The organism is Arthrobacter sp. NPDC056727 (assembly GCF_042790555.1).
Lineage (GTDB): Bacteria > Actinomycetota > Actinomycetes > Actinomycetales > Micrococcaceae > Arthrobacter.
The window spans coordinates 110,964-125,566 of the sequence record NZ_JBHTZA010000002.1; the positions used below are offsets into that span (position 1 = coordinate 110,964).

General features: G+C 64.4%; 14 protein-coding genes and 1 pseudogene. 10 read left to right on the forward strand and 5 right to left on the reverse strand.

The features are described from left to right. Positions 1 to 48: 48 nt before the first annotated feature. From ACFRAH_RS02305 to ACFRAH_RS02320, 4 genes are all read left to right on the forward strand, one after another. A complete protein-coding gene (locus tag ACFRAH_RS02305) occupies positions 49 to 477 on the forward strand; it encodes an acyl-CoA thioesterase (RefSeq protein WP_377989297.1) in 429 nt (142 codons plus the stop codon). A gap of 2 nt (positions 478 to 479) precedes the next feature. Continuing rightward, positions 480 to 752: a hypothetical protein gene (locus tag ACFRAH_RS02310; protein WP_377989298.1), complete on the forward strand. Its 273-nt coding sequence runs from the start codon at positions 480 to 482 to the stop codon at positions 750 to 752. 54 nt (positions 753 to 806) lie between these two features. Next, on the forward strand, positions 807 to 3,038 hold the full coding sequence (locus tag ACFRAH_RS02315; protein WP_377989299.1) for an McrB family protein: 2,232 nt from the start codon (positions 807 to 809) through the stop codon (positions 3,036 to 3,038). A 79-nt stretch (positions 3,039 to 3,117) separates the two neighbouring features. After that, positions 3,118 to 4,314: a restriction endonuclease gene (locus ACFRAH_RS02320; RefSeq protein WP_377989508.1), complete on the forward strand. Its 1,197-nt coding sequence runs from the start codon at positions 3,118 to 3,120 to the stop codon at positions 4,312 to 4,314. On the opposite strand, the gene ACFRAH_RS02325 is transcribed toward ACFRAH_RS02320, so the two are convergent. After that, on the reverse strand, positions 4,311 to 4,700 hold the full coding sequence (locus ACFRAH_RS02325) for a hypothetical protein (RefSeq protein ID WP_377989300.1): 390 nt from the start codon (positions 4,698 to 4,700) through the stop codon (positions 4,311 to 4,313). The genes ACFRAH_RS02320 and ACFRAH_RS02325 overlap by 4 nt on opposite strands. 348 nt (positions 4,701 to 5,048) lie before the next feature. Here ACFRAH_RS02325 and ACFRAH_RS02330 point away from each other — a divergent pair, with 348 nt between their 5' ends. After that, on the forward strand, positions 5,049 to 5,597 hold the full coding sequence (locus tag ACFRAH_RS02330; RefSeq protein ID WP_377989509.1) for a TetR/AcrR family transcriptional regulator: 549 nt from the start codon (positions 5,049 to 5,051) through the stop codon (positions 5,595 to 5,597). Positions 5,598 to 5,652: 55 nt separating this feature from the next. On the opposite strand, the gene ACFRAH_RS02335 is transcribed toward ACFRAH_RS02330, so the two are convergent. Beyond that, entirely contained in the window at positions 5,653 to 7,326 is a 1,674-nt protein-coding gene (locus tag ACFRAH_RS02335) for a sensor histidine kinase (protein WP_377989301.1), read from the reverse strand. 101 nt (positions 7,327 to 7,427) lie between these two features. Here ACFRAH_RS02335 and ACFRAH_RS02340 point away from each other — a divergent pair, with 101 nt between their 5' ends. Beyond that, a complete protein-coding gene (locus ACFRAH_RS02340; protein ID WP_377989302.1) occupies positions 7,428 to 8,183 on the forward strand; it encodes a response regulator transcription factor in 756 nt (251 codons plus the stop codon). Positions 8,184 to 8,219: 36 nt separating this feature from the next. Here the strand turns inward: ACFRAH_RS02340 and ACFRAH_RS02345 are convergent, their stop codons facing one another. Next, on the reverse strand, positions 8,220 to 8,645 hold the full coding sequence (locus ACFRAH_RS02345) for a very short patch repair endonuclease (protein ID WP_377989303.1): 426 nt from the start codon (positions 8,643 to 8,645) through the stop codon (positions 8,220 to 8,222). Positions 8,646 to 8,671: 26 nt separating this feature from the next. Next, positions 8,672 to 9,106 (reverse strand): pyridoxamine 5'-phosphate oxidase family protein, encoded by a 435-nt coding sequence (locus tag ACFRAH_RS02350; protein ID WP_377989304.1) that lies wholly within the window; start codon positions 9,104 to 9,106, stop codon positions 8,672 to 8,674. A 208-nt stretch (positions 9,107 to 9,314) separates the two neighbouring features. Between ACFRAH_RS02350 and ACFRAH_RS02355 the strand changes: the two genes are divergently transcribed. The 4 genes and pseudogenes from ACFRAH_RS02355 to ACFRAH_RS02370 all read left to right on the forward strand — a co-directional run. Continuing rightward, positions 9,315 to 11,075, forward strand: coding sequence for a purine-cytosine permease family protein (locus ACFRAH_RS02355; protein WP_377989305.1), 1,761 nt, complete (start codon positions 9,315 to 9,317; stop codon positions 11,073 to 11,075). A 215-nt stretch (positions 11,076 to 11,290) separates the two neighbouring features. Next, the gene (locus tag ACFRAH_RS02360) at positions 11,291 to 11,965 is read left to right on the forward strand and encodes a DUF6318 family protein (protein ID WP_377989306.1); all 675 of its coding nucleotides are present in this window, start codon (positions 11,291 to 11,293) and stop codon (positions 11,963 to 11,965) included. Next, on the forward strand, positions 11,922 to 12,890 hold the full coding sequence (locus ACFRAH_RS02365; RefSeq protein ID WP_377989307.1) for a hypothetical protein: 969 nt from the start codon (positions 11,922 to 11,924) through the stop codon (positions 12,888 to 12,890). The genes ACFRAH_RS02360 and ACFRAH_RS02365 overlap by 44 nt, the downstream gene beginning before the upstream one ends. Positions 12,891 to 12,893: 3 nt before the next feature. Beyond that, positions 12,894 to 13,196 (forward strand): annotated as a pseudogene (locus tag ACFRAH_RS02370) (DUF6318 family protein); the annotation flags it as partial. 34 nt (positions 13,197 to 13,230) lie between these two features. Here the strand turns inward: ACFRAH_RS02370 and ACFRAH_RS02375 are convergent. After that, entirely contained in the window at positions 13,231 to 14,556 is a 1,326-nt protein-coding gene (locus ACFRAH_RS02375) for a GAF domain-containing protein (RefSeq protein ID WP_377989308.1), read from the reverse strand. Positions 14,557 to 14,603 lie beyond the last annotated feature (47 nt).

The following is a 14,603-nucleotide window of genomic DNA, read 5'->3' on the forward strand; positions in this document are numbered from 1 at the left end:
AACTCCGGAGGCCACCCGGCCCCCCGGCGCATCGAGGTATCCGTGCCCATGCGCTGGGGGGACATGGACGCCTACGGGCACATCAACAACGTGGAGATCGTCCGCATGCTGGAGGAAGCCCGCATCGCCGCCTTCGGCCCGCCCGCCGGTGCCGGACTGCCAGGGATCGATCCCCGCGTGTCACTGTTCAACGACGTTCCCAAGGGCACCATGGCCCTCGTGGTGGACCACCGGATCCGGTATGTGAAAACGCTCGAGTACCGCAACATTCCGGCGGCCGTCCAGGTGTGGGTGGGCGCAGTCAAGGGCGCGAGCTTCGACATCCACTATCTTGTGCAGGACCCCGTAACTGGCGACGATTGTGTGAAGGCCTCAAGCCATTTGGCCTTCGTCGATGAAGCCACCGGAAGGGTACTGCGGCTGACTCCGAAGCAGAAGCAGCTGCTGGAGCCCTTCATTGAGCGCAAGGAGCATTGACCGTGGGAACAAGGAACCTGGGAAAGAAAAACAGGGCACGGAAGAAGAAGTCCTGGAAGGAACTTCCGCCTGCTGCCCGCATCGGCACCATCGTCATCGGGGCCGCGCAGCTGGCGTTCCTCGCGGCGGCCCAGCGCGACCTTTCGCGCCGCCCGGCCGAGCAGATCCGCGGCTCGAAGATGTTCTGGCGGCTGGCAACCCTGGTCAACTTCGTCGGCCCGGGCTGCTATTTCGCGTTCGGCCGGAAGCGGCTGCCTGCGGTTACCCGGAAGTAGCTTTACCGTCCGCCATGGTGCCGGCGTTCAGGTTTACCCTGTAAATTTGAACGCATGACTCCCGCCCCGAAGCCTGCCATGCACCGCGCCCTCGGAGTCTCCAAAGAGATCGAGGACGCCGCGTGGTTCGTGCTCGGCGCCGGTCTGCAGGGCCGGCCATCAGCGCTCGACGGCCGCACGCAGACGTGGACGGCGGAGGCCGCGGCGGAGCTGCTCGAACGGCTTGAGCGCGGGGTTGCCGACGCCAAGGCGCCGATGATGACCAACCTGCGGCACAACCTGGCGGACGCGTCCCCATCGGCGAAGCAACTGGCCGTGGAGCTCCTCTTCCTGCAGTCCCTGCCGCTGGCGCACGAGGTCAAGTCGCTCAAGGTCAAGCGCGCGAGGGTCGCCGAGGCAGCGTCCTGGCTGGAGCCGCCGCTGGAGCTCCCCGAGGAGCTGTACCGGGGCATGACCGACCACGGCGTCATCCGGGACCGGACAGCCGAGTTCAACTGGACCATCTGGGACCACCTGAAATGGCTTTGCCGGTTCGTGCACTACATCGACCGGCAGTCCAGCGCGGTCATCAGCGAGGCGCTGAGGGATCCGCTGGCCTTCCACCAGCTGGCGGCGGGCACGCCCGAGGACCAGCCGGCCATCCGGCGCAGCATCGAATACCTCGCCTGGCCCAGCTACTTCGAGCCGGTGGTGGCGGACATCGAACGCCAGGAGATCAGGGATGCCTTCGCCTCGCTGGTCGGCGGCGCGAAAGGGGACAGCGAGGAGGAAATCACCGCTGACATCCGCCGCATCCGCCTGCACCTGGACGAGCAGGCCGGCCAGCGCATCGACTGGTACTCCCGGCAGCTGGTGAGCCAGTGGCGGAAGGTCGGGGATCCGGGCCGCAGGGCCTGGCTGCTGCGCACCCACCACGACAATGCCGAGCTCCTGGCTGCCTGGCAGGCAGAGGAGAAGGTGACGCTCGACGTCGAACACCTCCGCCTGCTCGACGCCGGCGTAACGGCGGGGCTGGTACAGCACGCCGTGGACGAGGACTACAAGCACCTCGGCTACGTGGAGCGGGAGGACACCAAGACGGCCGTCTTCGCCTTCCTGACCGTAATGAAGCCAGGCGACCTCGCGCTGTACCAGAGCGCCGGTGCCGTCCGGATCGGCGTCGTGCTCGGGGAGCCGGACCACAACGGCGACAACCGGCGGATGCGCCGCAAGGTGCGCTGGTTCGACGAAGCCCATGCCGTGACCGACCTGCCGCGCCACATCCAGCGCCAGCTGGCCACCCCGGGCATCGTCGTCGACGTCACCCGGGTGGTGCAGGCGGTGCAGGCGCTGCTCCCGGCCGAAGCGGAAACCGAGCCCGACGCTGATGCGTCGCCGGCCACCGTCGCCCTCCCCGTACTCGGCGGCTTCCGCCCCGTCACCCGGCAGTTCGCTGACTCCCTCCATATGGAGGTGGAGCCGCTGCAGGAGATCGCCGACCTGCTCGAGGAGAACCGGCAGCTGGTCCTGTACGGGCCGCCGGGGACCGGCAAGACCTACCTGGCCAAGCACCTCGCCGCCGAATTGGCGCAGGACAGCACCGACGAGCGGGTGAAGCTCGTCCAGTTCCATCCGTCCTACGCCTACGAGGACTTCTTCGAGGGGTACCGGCCGGACAAGACGGACGAGGGGCAGGTCTCCTTCAAGCTCGTTGCCGGCCCGCTGCGACGGCTCGCGGAGGAGGCAGCGAAGCCCGGCAACGAGTCGAAGCCGTACTTCCTCATCATCGACGAGATGAACCGCGCGAACCTGGCGAAGGTGTTCGGTGAGCTGTACTTCCTGCTGGAATACCGCGATGACCGGATCTACCTGCAGTACAGCCCCAACGAACCGTTCACGCTCCCGGACAACCTGTACATCATCGGCACCATGAACACGGCGGACCGCTCCATCGCGATGATGGACGCCGCGATCCGCCGCCGCTTCGCCTTCATCGAACTGCACCCGCAGACCGAGCCGGTGAAGGGCTCGCTGCTGCGGTTCCTGGAGGCCCGGCAGCTGGACACCACGCCGGCGCTGCTGCTGGATGCGCTCAACCAGGCCATCGATGAGTGGGACCGTGACCTGATGATCGGTCCGTCCTACTTCATGAAGAAGGCCGCGCGGACGCCTGCCGGCCTGCGGCGAATCTGGAAGTACGAGCTCATGCCGCTGCTGGAGGAGCATTACCACGGGCAGCTGAACCGGGCCCAGCTTGAGGAGCGCTTCGGGCTGGACCAGCTCCTGGAACGCCTTGCGGCTCGCTAGTCCCGCGGGCTTCGCGACGGGTACCGGCACGGCTGCCCGCGGCAGCCGCGGCGGCGTCCCTGCCCGGCGGCACATCGTTCTGGACGAGCTTTCCGGCGGTACCGTGGAGAAGCTCGACCCGGTCAGCGCCGCCTTCCTGAACTCCAGCGGCCTGGCCAAGGCAACACCCATGGGCATGGGGCTCTTCCGGATTGAGCCTGTCGGCAAGGTGGGCTCGGTGCGCACTCCGCAGGTGCAGCTCGACGTGCGGCCCAAGGACCGGCTGGGGCTGAGCCGGCTGCTCTTCCTGCTGAGCTACGCCGGAGACCAGGGCTTCCGCGACGACACCGTCGCAGCGGACGAGGACGCCGAGCTGTGGAGCGCCCTTGCGGCGTCCCTGGCGCAACTCGCCGAGCGTGCCCTGCAGCGCGGTGTCCTGCAGGGTTACGTCACCGTGGACGACTCGCTCCGGACGGTCAAGGGCCGCATCCGCATCTCCGACCAGATATCCCGCCGGCCGGGTATGCTGGTGCCGCTGGAAGTGTCCTACGACGAGTTCACAGAGGACATCCCGGAAAACCGCATCCTGCGCGCCGCCCTCGACCGCATGTCCCGCGTCCCGGGAGTTCGCCCGGACGTCCTCGGCCGCCTTCGGCAGCTGAAGGGAAAGCTCGACGGCGTCACCCGCCTCCACGCGGGCGCCCCGCTTCCGCAGTGGCGGGCCAGCCGGCTGAACCTTCGCTACCACGCGGCGTTGAGGCTCTCGGAGGTGATCCTGCGCAATGCTTCCGCGGAAGCGGGGGAGGGCAAACAGCAGACGGCGAGCTTCGTCGTCGACATGGCAAAGGTCTTTGAGGATTTCGTGGGTGCGGCACTGCGCCGGGCCATGGCGGCTTTTCCCGGCGAAATGAGGCTGCAGTACAACGCAATGCTGAACGAGGCGGTCCGGGACTCTGACCGGCTGACCGTGAACCCGGACGCCGTGCACCTGCTGGGCGGCCGGCCGGTGGTGGTGTACGACGCCCAGTACCGCGCCGGCAGCGATCAGGGCGCTTCCCTCACGGCCGACCATTTCCAGATGCTGGCCTACTGCACGGCCTTGCGCGTGCCCACGGCCTGGCTGGTCTACGCCGGCGCGGGCGAGATGAAGCTGCGGCGCATCCTCAACACCGACATCGACATCGTGGAGTTTCCGCTCGATCTTTCCCGCCCGCCGTCGGAGATTCTGGCAGCGGTGGCCGACCTTGCCGAGCAGTCCTGGGGAGAAGTGGTCCGCCAGGCGAGCCTCGGCCGCTAGAACTGCGGCTCCTCCGGCTCGCCTTGCAAGTCGGAGCCGCAAGGTTCGGGACCATGCATCTCGGAACTGTGGAGGGAGACCAGATGCTCCAGCAGCGCCTGCTCCGGAGACCCGACATTATGCGCAAGGCAGCGCCGAAGCCTGCTTCTCGCGCCGGCGCAGGCCGGATCGGTGTCCTCGAGCACGGACGCAATGATGCCTAGGACCTGCCGCCGCAAGGAGTCGATTTGGGGGCAGTGCGCGCCAGCATCTTGTTCGGCAGGGCGTTCAGGCGCCGGATTGTCCAGGGAGATTGTGGGCGGTACTTCCATCCGGAAGTCTTCGGCGTGGAAGTAGGCATTGGAGTGGAGAAAATTGTGGGCATCCCACCGGAGATAATCTGCCACGCTGACACTTCAACTTTCGGTTATACCCCATTGTGGGCAGTGACCGGGCAGGTCCATTTGCCTAGGCGCCTGCAACTGTGAGCCGTGCACCCAAACGGGAGCAGAATCGGTACCCGAAGACGGCACGCGCTTAATAGAACAATATCCCAAGACAGACAGGTCTGTCTTGCATTTGGGGATAGAATATTCCTAATGGCAGAGGTACCCAGCGCCAAGCCGTGGAGCGCCGGGGGAGTACCTTCCGGAGGGCTTCAAACTGGACCGCAGCCCGCCGCCGCACCGCGTTTCCCGTTCACGGCGGGAGGCCGGTCGTTTGGCGAAGAGATTGCGGCGTCCGGTGCTGCCGGAATGCGCGAACGGATCGTTGACGCGGCCTACGACCTCTTCGCCAGCCGCGGTATCCGGGACGTCGGCATCAATGAACTCATCAGCAACTCGGGCGTCGCAAAGGCCACCTTTTACCGCCACTTCGCGTCCAAGGATGAGCTGGTGCTGGCTTTCCTCGAGAAGCGTGACCAGGTGTGGACGGTCAACGCCATCGTGGGGGAGGCCAGGCGCAGGGCTGACGCCCCCGAGCAGCAGCTGCTCGCCATCTTCGACGTGTTCGCGGACTGGTTCCACCGCACGGACTTTGAAGCCTGTTCCTTCATCAATGTGCTGCTGGAGATGGGTGCCTCGCACCCGCTGGGGCGGGCCAGTATCGACTACCTCGCCAAGATCCGCGGGCACGTGAAGCAGCTCGCGGACGAGGCAGGGTTGCAGCGGTCCGACGACTTCTCGCGTTCATGGCACATCCTGATGAAGGGATCGATCATCTCCGCGGCGGAGGGCGATCTTGAGGCCGCCCAGCGGGCCCGCCGCATGGGCGGGTGGCTGATCGAGGATCACCGGGTGTAGCCGGTAGGGACGCGGCGCCGCACGGGGCGCGGCCGTCCGGATAAGTGTCATGAACTCAGTTCTGCACCGGCACGGCGAACGTGAACGTGGTGCCTTTGCCGACTTCGCTGGCGAGCGAGACGCGGCCCCCGTGGGCTTCCACGATGGCCTTGCTGATGGACAGCCCCAGCCCGACGCCCGGGATCGTGGAGTTGCGGACGGCTGCGGACCTGAAGAACTTGGCGAAGACCTCCTCCTGGTCCTGCTGGCTCATGCCCATGCCCGTGTCGCTCACGCTGCACACCATGTGCCCGTCCTCGGACCGCAGGGACACCACAACGTCGCCGCCGTCGGGGGAGTACTTGATGGCGTTCGAGACAAGGTTGTCCAGCACCTGGGAGATGCGCGCGGCGTCGATGTGGGCCTCAAGCCTGTCCGGTGCGTCGGCTCGGAGCCGGATGCCGGATTCTGCGGCGCGCGGCAGGGCGGCGGTGACGCTGGTGCGCACCAGCTCGGCCACGTTCACGGCCTCCGGGGTCACGAGCAGCTGGCCGTTGCGGCTGGAGAGCAGGTCCGAGACCAGCGTGAGCAGCCGCTCCGAGTTCCGCCGGATGATCTCCAGCGGGCCGCGCTGGGAGTCGGTGAGGTCGTCGTCGTCGTCGTCCAGAAGTAGTTCGACGTACCCAAGAATCGAGGTGAGCGGCGTCCGGAATTCATGGGAGACATTGGAGACGAAGTCGTCCTTGGCGGCCAGTGCGTTCACCAGTTCGGTGACGTCGCTGAACACAATGACAGAGCCGGCGAAATCGCCGTCCTGGTCCTTCATGGGCCTCGCGCTGGTGGAGATCGCGCGCTGTTCGGCGCCCGCGCCGAGCCACACCAGGTAGTCGGTGAATTCCTCGCCGAGGATCGCGCGGCGGACGGGCCGCTGATCGTTGGGAAGCAGAGTGGTGCGGTCGGCGGCGAACACCAGCAGCTGGGACTCGTTGGGATCGTCGATGGTGGGCGGAGTTGCCAGCTGGTGGTGCTTGCGCTGCTTGCGGTTCATCAGGATGTCATTGCCCTGGGCGTCGACGGCGAGGACCCCCAGGTGGACCGTGTCCAGGACCGTGTTCAGCAGCCGTTCCTGGCGTTTGCTTCCGGTCAGCACGCCCCGCAGCTGGGAGTCCTTTTCCTCGAGGTCCCGCTGCTGCCGGACCATGCTGAGCGTCATCACGGACACGGTGACGCCAACGCCCAGCATCATCACGGGCAGCAGGAAGGAGCGCGCAAGGTCCTGGCCCGAGATGGCGCCGCGGAGAAACAGCGGTATCCAGATGATGCCCAGGGGACCGAAGAAGGACAGTGCCACTGCGGCCCTGGGGAACAGCCCGGAGGCGCACATCCAGATGACAGGAAAAACGGCCATGAGGCTGAGGCCAGTCAGGCTGTCCTGTCCGCCTTCCCGGCCAAGCGCGATCGAGACGAGGTCCAGGAGGGGTACCACCAGGAACGAGGGATAGGGCAGCCGGTGCCAGGGAACGGCGTAGCAGAGGACCAGTATTACTGCCTGCGACAGCAGAAAACTGATGAAAAGGGGGTTCAGCAGCGTTTCGGGGAAAAACGCCAGAATAAGAAAAGCTGTGATTCCTGCCGTTACGGAAAGCGGCATTTGGCTCAGCAGGACCCTGCCCCGCAAGGAATACTCATGGAATGGCCGCCGGAAAAGCAGGATCCGGCCGGAGGAATCTTTCCAGGCGATACTGCTCATGGGCGATGGTCCGTCGGGACACGGCGTGAGAAACGCATAGGAGCAGGATATCCGCCGGGAGCTATACTGCAGACGGGATGTAGCGGGCTGAGGGGGCTGCAATGGGTGATACACGCGTGGGACTGGTCATTGAGGATGACCACGATATCCGCGAATTGGTGCGCGTTGTTTTGACGCAGGCCGGATTTGAGGTGCGCGCCGCGAGCAGCGGAGCCGAGGGCGTACTTGCCGCCAAAGAACTGGACCCGGCGGTCATCACGCTCGACCTCGGACTGCCGGACATCGACGGCTTCGAAGTCGCCAGACAGATCCGCCAGTTCTCCGACGCCTACATCGTCATGCTGACTGCCCGTGCAGAAGAGCTTGATACCCTGATCGGCCTTGAGTCAGGCGCTGACGACTACCTCACCAAGCCGTTCCGTCCGCGCGAGTTGCGTGCCCGCGTTGCGGCCATGATGCGCCGCCCGCGTTCGACGCCGGATCTCGCCGAAGAGCCCGGCTCACCGGCCGCCGCGGCGAACGAGGGGCGGAAATACACGCACAACGGACTGGATCTGAGCTATGAATCCCGTACCGTTGCCGTGGATGGCCATGAACTGAGCCTGACGCGCACCGAGTTCGACCTCCTGCATGCCCTGCTCGAGGCGGGCCGCATGGTCCGTACCAAAGCGGATCTGGTGCGGCGCCTGCGGGACGAGCCGTACGACGTCGGAAGTTACATCAGCGAGGCGGACGAGCGGTCCGTGGAAGTGCACATGGGAAACCTGCGCAAGAAACTCGGCGATTCCGCGCAGAACCCGCGCTGGCTGCAGACTGTCCGCGGCGTGGGTTACCGCTTGGCCCCCGCCGATAACTGAGCTTCGCGGCGTCGCTCCGGGTCAGCATGCCGCGGATCAGCCCGCCGCAAGGAACGATTCGAGCTGTTTCTCCACGGCGGAGAGGTCCCTGAGCTCGCACTCCCAGACGGTGAGCACCTCCCAGCCGTCCTGTTCGAGCTGACGGCGCTGACTGGCGTCGCGGTCCCGCGTGCGGGTGCGTTTCGTTTCCCAGAATTCGGCGTTGGCCTTGGGGGCGTGCTGGCCCACCCTGCAGTCATGGAAGTGCCAGAAGCAGCCGTTGACGAAGATGACCTTGCGCCGGCCGGCGAAGACGAGGTCAGGGTTGCCGGGCAGCTTGATGCCGCGGGCGGCGCCGTGCAGGCGGTACCGGTAGCCCTTGGCGTGCAGGAGCCGGCGCACCAGCAGTTCGGGCTTGGTGTTCTTGCCACGGATCCGGGACATGTTCCAGCTGCGCTGCTCAGGTGTCAGCCGGTCGGCCATGCTCCCAGTCTAGGCCGGCGGGCCAGCTAGAAGTCGCGCTCCGGCTGCTCGCCGAACTGGAAGTGCCGGCCGCTGACGGAGCCGGGGTCGATCTCCACGTAGAAGTCCTTCAGCGTAGGAACCCAGGAGCCGAGCCCGAGTTCCTCGGCTTCGCCAATCTCAGCCGACTTGCTCAGCACGCGGGCAGTTCCTCGGAGCACCACGGACCACGCCTGGTCCGACATGATGCCGTCCGTCTCGAACAGGACCTTGTCGTTGATGGTCACTTGGGCGAGCTTGTTGCCTGGCGCGGTGCGGAAGTACAGCTTCCTGCGGCTGGTCACGTAGTTGACGGGGAAGATATCCGGCTCGCCCGCCACGGTGACCACAAGCCTGCCGTGCTTGGTGTTCTCCAAAAGCTGCCAGCACTGCTCTTCGTCGAGGATCAGGATGGGATCGCCGTCGGCGTGGTTGAACATCATGTGCTCCATTCTTCTACGGCCCGTAGAAAAAGGACAGGGGTATGCACAGATTTTCCCAATAATGGCGCTGGTGCGCCATGGGTGCGGGTGGGCCGGCTTGACGGGCCTGTCGGTTTCTTTACATCGCTGTAATACGCCCGGAACCACACTGTCGCACGGCGTGACTAGCGTCGGCAAGGACAAAGCCGGTGACGAATGCGGAGGCCCCATGACTAATGACCTGAAGGACAGCGAACTGTTGGAAGGCCGTGGCGGAGGCCCGGCGGCGGGAGCTGCCGCCGTCGGGCTGGAAACCCAGCGGCAGGCGGGCGGCAACGCGGACGCCATGAGCGCCACCAGGGAGAGCCTGGAGGATTACACGCTCCGGTTCGCGCCGCGGTCGTACCGCAAGTGGAGCGCAGGTGTGGTGGCGACAAGCGCGCTGGGTGGGATTGCCTACCTGGCCGATTTCTCCATTGGAGCGAATATCGGCATTGCCTACGGCACGGTGAACGCGATCCTCGGAATTATCGTGGCCGCCGTGATTATCTTCGCCACCGGTTTTCCGCTTGCCTATTACGCGGCCCGCTACAACATTGATTTGGACCTGATTACCCGCGGCTCCGGGTTCGGCTATTACGGTTCGGTGGTGACGAACGTGATTTTTGCGACCTTCACGTTTATTTTCTTCGCGCTGGAGGGGTCGATCATGGCGCAGGGCCTCGAACTGGGGCTGGGAATACCGCAGTGGCTGGGTTACGCCGCGTCAACGGTCATCATCATTCCGCTGGTCATTTATGGGATGAACACCTTGGCCAAACTCCAGGTCTGGACAACGCCGCTGTGGCTGCTCCTGATGGTGGTTCCGGTCGGCTACCTGCTGATGTCCCATCCCGGCAGCATTGACGACTTCTTCGCATACACCGGCAGTTCCGGTGCCGCGGGTATGAACCTCGCCTCGGTCATGCTGGCTGCGGGCGTCTGCCTGTCGCTCATGGCGCAGATCGCCGAGCAGATCGACTACCTGCGCTTCATGCCGCCCAAGACCGCGGACAATAAGGGCGCGTGGTGGCGTGCCGTGATCCTTGCCGGGCCGGGGTGGGTCCTGTTTGGTGCCGTCAAGCAGATTGTCGGCATGTTCATCGCCGTCTACCTGATTGCCAAGCTGGATCCGGCGGCATCGGCGACGGCGAATGAGCCCGTGCACCAGTTTCTTGGCGTCTACGAGGAGATGATGCCGGCATGGCTGGCCATGAGCCTGGCCGTGGTGCTGGTGGTCATTTCCCAGATCAAGATCAACGTCACCAACGCGTACTCCGGTTCGCTGGCGTGGACCAACAGCTTCACCCGGGTGACCAAGACCTACCCCGGGCGCATGGTGTTCGTGGCGGTGAATCTGCTGATTGCGCTGGTCCTGATGGAAGCCAGCATGTTCGACTTCCTCAATGCGATCCTGGGCTTCTATGCCAACTGCGCCATGGCTTGGGTGGTCACGGTGGCCTCGGACATCGCCATCAACAAGTACGTGCTGAAGATTTCGCCTAAGACTCCGGAATTCCGGCGCGGCATGCTGCATGCGGTGAACCCTGTGGGGTTTGTGTCCATGCTGGCTTCTGCGGGCGTGTCCATCGCCGTGTTCTTCGGTGCCTTTGGTTCCGGTATCCAGCCGTACTCGCCGATTTTCGCGGTGCTGCTGGCGCTCATCCTGCCGCCGGCTCTGGCCGTCCTGACCGGGGGCAAGTACTACCTGCGCCGCTCCGACGACGGCATTGACCTGCCAATGTTCGACGCCGACGGGAACCCCAGCGATGCAAAACTCCTCTGCCACGTGACCGGCATCGAGTTCGAACGTCCGGACATGATGCGCTCTGCCCAGGACGGGCCCGACGGCGAACCCCAGTTTGTTTCGTCGCTCGCCTTGTCGACGGACAAGACCGGGGAGCTTGTGCTTCCGCCGCAACCCCTGGTTCCGCTTCGGTCTGGAGGGTAGGACGGTACAGCCCTGCGGGTTTGAATGGGGGCTAAACGGGCCCGGTGATTCTCACCGGGCCCGTTTTCTGTGTGCGGGTTTGGGTCTTCATCCGCCTCCTGGTCCCCTCAAGAATTTGCCTGTGGATAACTTTGAGCCGAAAAGTGTGACCTCGGTTACCCTTTAAGCATTGTTCGGACACAGATGTCTTGAAACCTATCCGGGGGGATTAGCGCATGACTTCGCGTACCTGCATTTCTGAACGCCTCCGCCTGCCAGTGTTCTCCGCCGTCGCTGTGTCCGTCCTTGCGCTCACCGGCTGCAGCGGCGGAGGCGATCCCCAAGCCGGTCCGACCGCCTCTGCTGTCGCATCGCCAGCCCAGACTGCTTCCGGTTCGGCGTCTGCCTCGCCAAGCGCCGCTCCCACGCCGACGCTCGTGTACAAGCCCGCGGATGCCAAGGGCCGGGCGCAGAATGTGCCCGTGCCGGTTCTGCCAAATGCTGCCGCACGGGAGACCAAAGAGAGCCTGATCGCATTCGCAAAATATTGGTACACCACTCTTAATTTCGCGTATGAGACAGGAAATTTTGGGCCGCTAGATAAGATCACTGCACCAACGTGTGCGTTATGTCAGAAAGTTCGGCCGGGAATCGTGGAATGGAACTCCAAGGGGCGATGGATATCCGGCGGACTGGTCAAAGCCAACGGTGCGTTCAGTGAATTCGTTAAGTCTTCCAGTGGCGACTACCAGGTCACCACGCAACTGGAACAGTCGGCTGGGGCGTTGCATAAAGCCGATGCCAGCATTGAAAAATCTGTTCCCGGTTCTCAAGTCCTCGCAGACATTATGGTTGTTCGCTTCGTCGATGGTCACTGGAAAGCCGTTAACGTCGACCGACTCGGTGCCTGAGCTTTCCATGGGGATCGAGCTCAACGGCCAGCGTGTTGTTCTCGCTTTGCTGCTGTCGCTGCTCATCGCCGCCGGCCATGCGGCTCCGGCTGCCGCGGACTCAACAGACGTATTCTGGAATACCGGTGGTGTGGGTGTTTGGCACTTCGATGCGGATAGCAAGGTGTGGGTAGACGCCCCGGCATCCGCTCCCGAGAGTCCTTATCAGTACAAGTTCACTCCTTTGTGTCTTGTCGCAGATAATGACTTTGATATCGCCTGCCTTGCCGCCTCCATAAAATGTACGGAGGGTAAAGACGGTCGCCCGGTGAGATGGTGGTGGAAACTTCGAATCGCGCCTGACGGTAGCTGGCGTCCGATTCGGCCAGACCGCTGTGTCTACACGGATGATCCAAGCGACGTCCTCGGTAGGATTGCCGCCCAAATCCAGCGTCGTTTCGAGCAGCTCCCAGTCGATGCAGGCACTCTCGGCATGCAACCGCGGCCTCATACGCTGAAGGGCGCCGAGACCAACTTCTACGCAGAATCCTCCCAACAAGCCTTCGACGTGACAATGCTCCGGCAAAAGGTCCACATCATTGCCAAGCCTGTCCAATACCGCTGGGACTATGGCGACGGGGCATCGCTTGGCCCGACGACCACTACGGGTGGTCCGCTCCCGCAGGCCCGCTGGGGCGAGAAGACCCGGACCAGCCATGCCTACGCCGCGACAGGTGACTTCAGCGTCGTTCTGACAACGTATTTCCAAGGGACCTATTCCGTGAACGGTGGGCCCGATCTACCCATTCCAAACCAGGGTCAATTCAGTTCGCCGCCCCAAACAGTGAGTGTCTGGCGCTCAGTCACGCGCAACTACGCCGACGATTGCAACGCAAATCCCCGCGGCGAAGGCTGTCCTGCTGGGGTAACGACGAAAGGTCGGTAAGCGCTGTCCAGGGAAAACTCCAAAGAAGGGGCTGAATCGTTCATAAGGTACTGGTTCTGGCTCTCGAACTATGGTTATGAAACTGGAGATATGTCGGAGTGGGTGGCGTTATCGTCTGGAGACTGTGCATTCTGCAATGCCCTGAAAAGAGGGGTGGAATCCAGCTATCGGCCCGGCGGCTGGCTGGCAGGTGGGGGAGTCTCATTTCCCATAGTGCGAGTGACTTATAAGCAGGGGAAAGCCAAGCAGCTAATAATTGCCCATGTTGTTCAAGAGGAGACTCTCTACTACAACGCGGACAAATCCATGGCTCACAGCCCGACGCCGGAGAGGCTCAAACCTATGCCCGCAGCTCTCGATCCAGCCGTGCCATCCTCGCCCGCAGCAGCTGAGCGCGGGGATCGCCTGCCCCGACCACTCGCTCAACCACCGCGGCTGAAGATGAATCGGCTGCGCCCATGTCCGTGGAGCACCACCGCAGGATCAGATCCGCTTCGCCGCTGGCACGCACGGAGGCGCCCACGGCCTCGTTGAGCTCGTCGCGCATGAGTTCGATGGCGAAGTTGGCCGAACGGGTCAGAAGCTTCGCCGGGTACGCGGCCAGTGCTGCGGCCACGCGCCCCGCCCGCAGATGGGCGGCCACCATCGACGCATCCGTCACTACCCGAACGTCGGCAGTGAACCTGTACGGATTGGGTTCCACGACGTTCCCGAGAAGCCCTCGAATTCGGTGCATCTCGGTCCGGACCGAAGCGGCGGCGCCGTCCTCGCCATACAGTTCGTACGCCAGTTCGTCCGCGCTCCAGCCACTGGACCGGGAGGCGAGCATGGCCAGGATTTCGGCCCGGCGCAGCGTCAGCGAAAGCGGCGAACCGCCGTCGACCTCCGCGGTGGGCTTATCGCCAAGTATCCGGAGGATCAGTGTGCGGCCGGCGCCCGTGGCTTTCGCTACGGGAATAGCGCGTGTCCTGCTGGGCGCGGAGCCGGCCACTGCCGCTCCCGCAGACTTCAGCATTTCCTCGGCCAGCCGGACACCGCACCGCACCATGCGCAGGCTGTCCGGCGTCACAGATTCGATCGGGCCGGAGACATCCAGAACGCCCAGGACGTCGCCTGTGAACGGATCGCGGATCGGGGCCGCGGTGCACGCCCAGTCATGGTGGGTGCGGACCAGATGCTCCGCGGAGAACAACTGAGCGGCGGTGCCGGTGACCAGCGCCTCGCTGATGGCGTTGGTTCCCACCCCGGACTCCGACCAGTCGGCGCCCTCCACGAACTCCAGGGAATCCGCCTGTTTGCGGGCGTGCCTGCTCCCGATCCGCCAAAGCACCTCGCCGGAATGGTCGGTGACAATGAGCAGGTGCCGCCCGTCCGTCGTCTCGTCGGCCAGCAACTGGGAAAGCGCCGGCATGACAACTGCCAGACGGTGGTGCGCGCCCAACTGGCGGGCTTCGCCGACATCGTGGCGGTGGATGGGGCGGTGCCGGTCGGGATCGATGCCCAGCGCCAGGGACCGCTGCCACGAGGTGACCAGCGCAGGGGCGATGGACGGGTCAGGCCGTCCGGAAATGGTGGCTTCGTGAGCCTGCCGCAGGGCCCGGGCGTATTCGAGCGGAGAGGTAAACCGGAGATCCCGCGCCATTGCGGCAGCGGCAGACTTCGGCATACGCGTCCTCCCAACTCACCCTTGAATCGTGCCCACGATCGCCACCA

Bases quoted from the DNA above. Each gene is read 5' to 3' on its own strand.
- ACFRAH_RS02315 (WP_377989299.1), top strand. From the start codon at position 807: ATGACTCCCGCCCCGAAGCCTGCCATGCACCGCGCCCTCGGAGTCTCC.
- ACFRAH_RS02305 (WP_377989297.1), top strand. From the start codon at position 49: ATGCGCTGGGGGGACATGGACGCCTACGGGCACATCAACAACGTGGAG.
- ACFRAH_RS02350 (WP_377989304.1), bottom strand. From the start codon at position 9,106: ATGATGTTCAACCACGCCGACGGCGATCCCATCCTGATCCTCGACGAA.
- ACFRAH_RS02330 (WP_377989509.1), top strand. From the start codon at position 5,049: ATGCGCGAACGGATCGTTGACGCGGCCTACGACCTCTTCGCCAGCCGC.
- ACFRAH_RS02360 (WP_377989306.1), top strand. From the start codon at position 11,291: ATGACTTCGCGTACCTGCATTTCTGAACGCCTCCGCCTGCCAGTGTTC.
- ACFRAH_RS02335 (WP_377989301.1), bottom strand. From the start codon at position 7,326: ATGAGCAGTATCGCCTGGAAAGATTCCTCCGGCCGGATCCTGCTTTTC.
- ACFRAH_RS02355 (WP_377989305.1), top strand. From the start codon at position 9,315: ATGACTAATGACCTGAAGGACAGCGAACTGTTGGAAGGCCGTGGCGGA.
- ACFRAH_RS02345 (WP_377989303.1), bottom strand. From the start codon at position 8,645: ATGGCCGACCGGCTGACACCTGAGCAGCGCAGCTGGAACATGTCCCGG.
- ACFRAH_RS02375 (WP_377989308.1), bottom strand. From the start codon at position 14,556: ATGCCGAAGTCTGCCGCTGCCGCAATGGCGCGGGATCTCCGGTTTACC.
- ACFRAH_RS02340 (WP_377989302.1), top strand. From the start codon at position 7,428: ATGGGTGATACACGCGTGGGACTGGTCATTGAGGATGACCACGATATC.
- ACFRAH_RS02365 (WP_377989307.1), top strand. From the start codon at position 11,922: ATGGTCACTGGAAAGCCGTTAACGTCGACCGACTCGGTGCCTGAGCTT.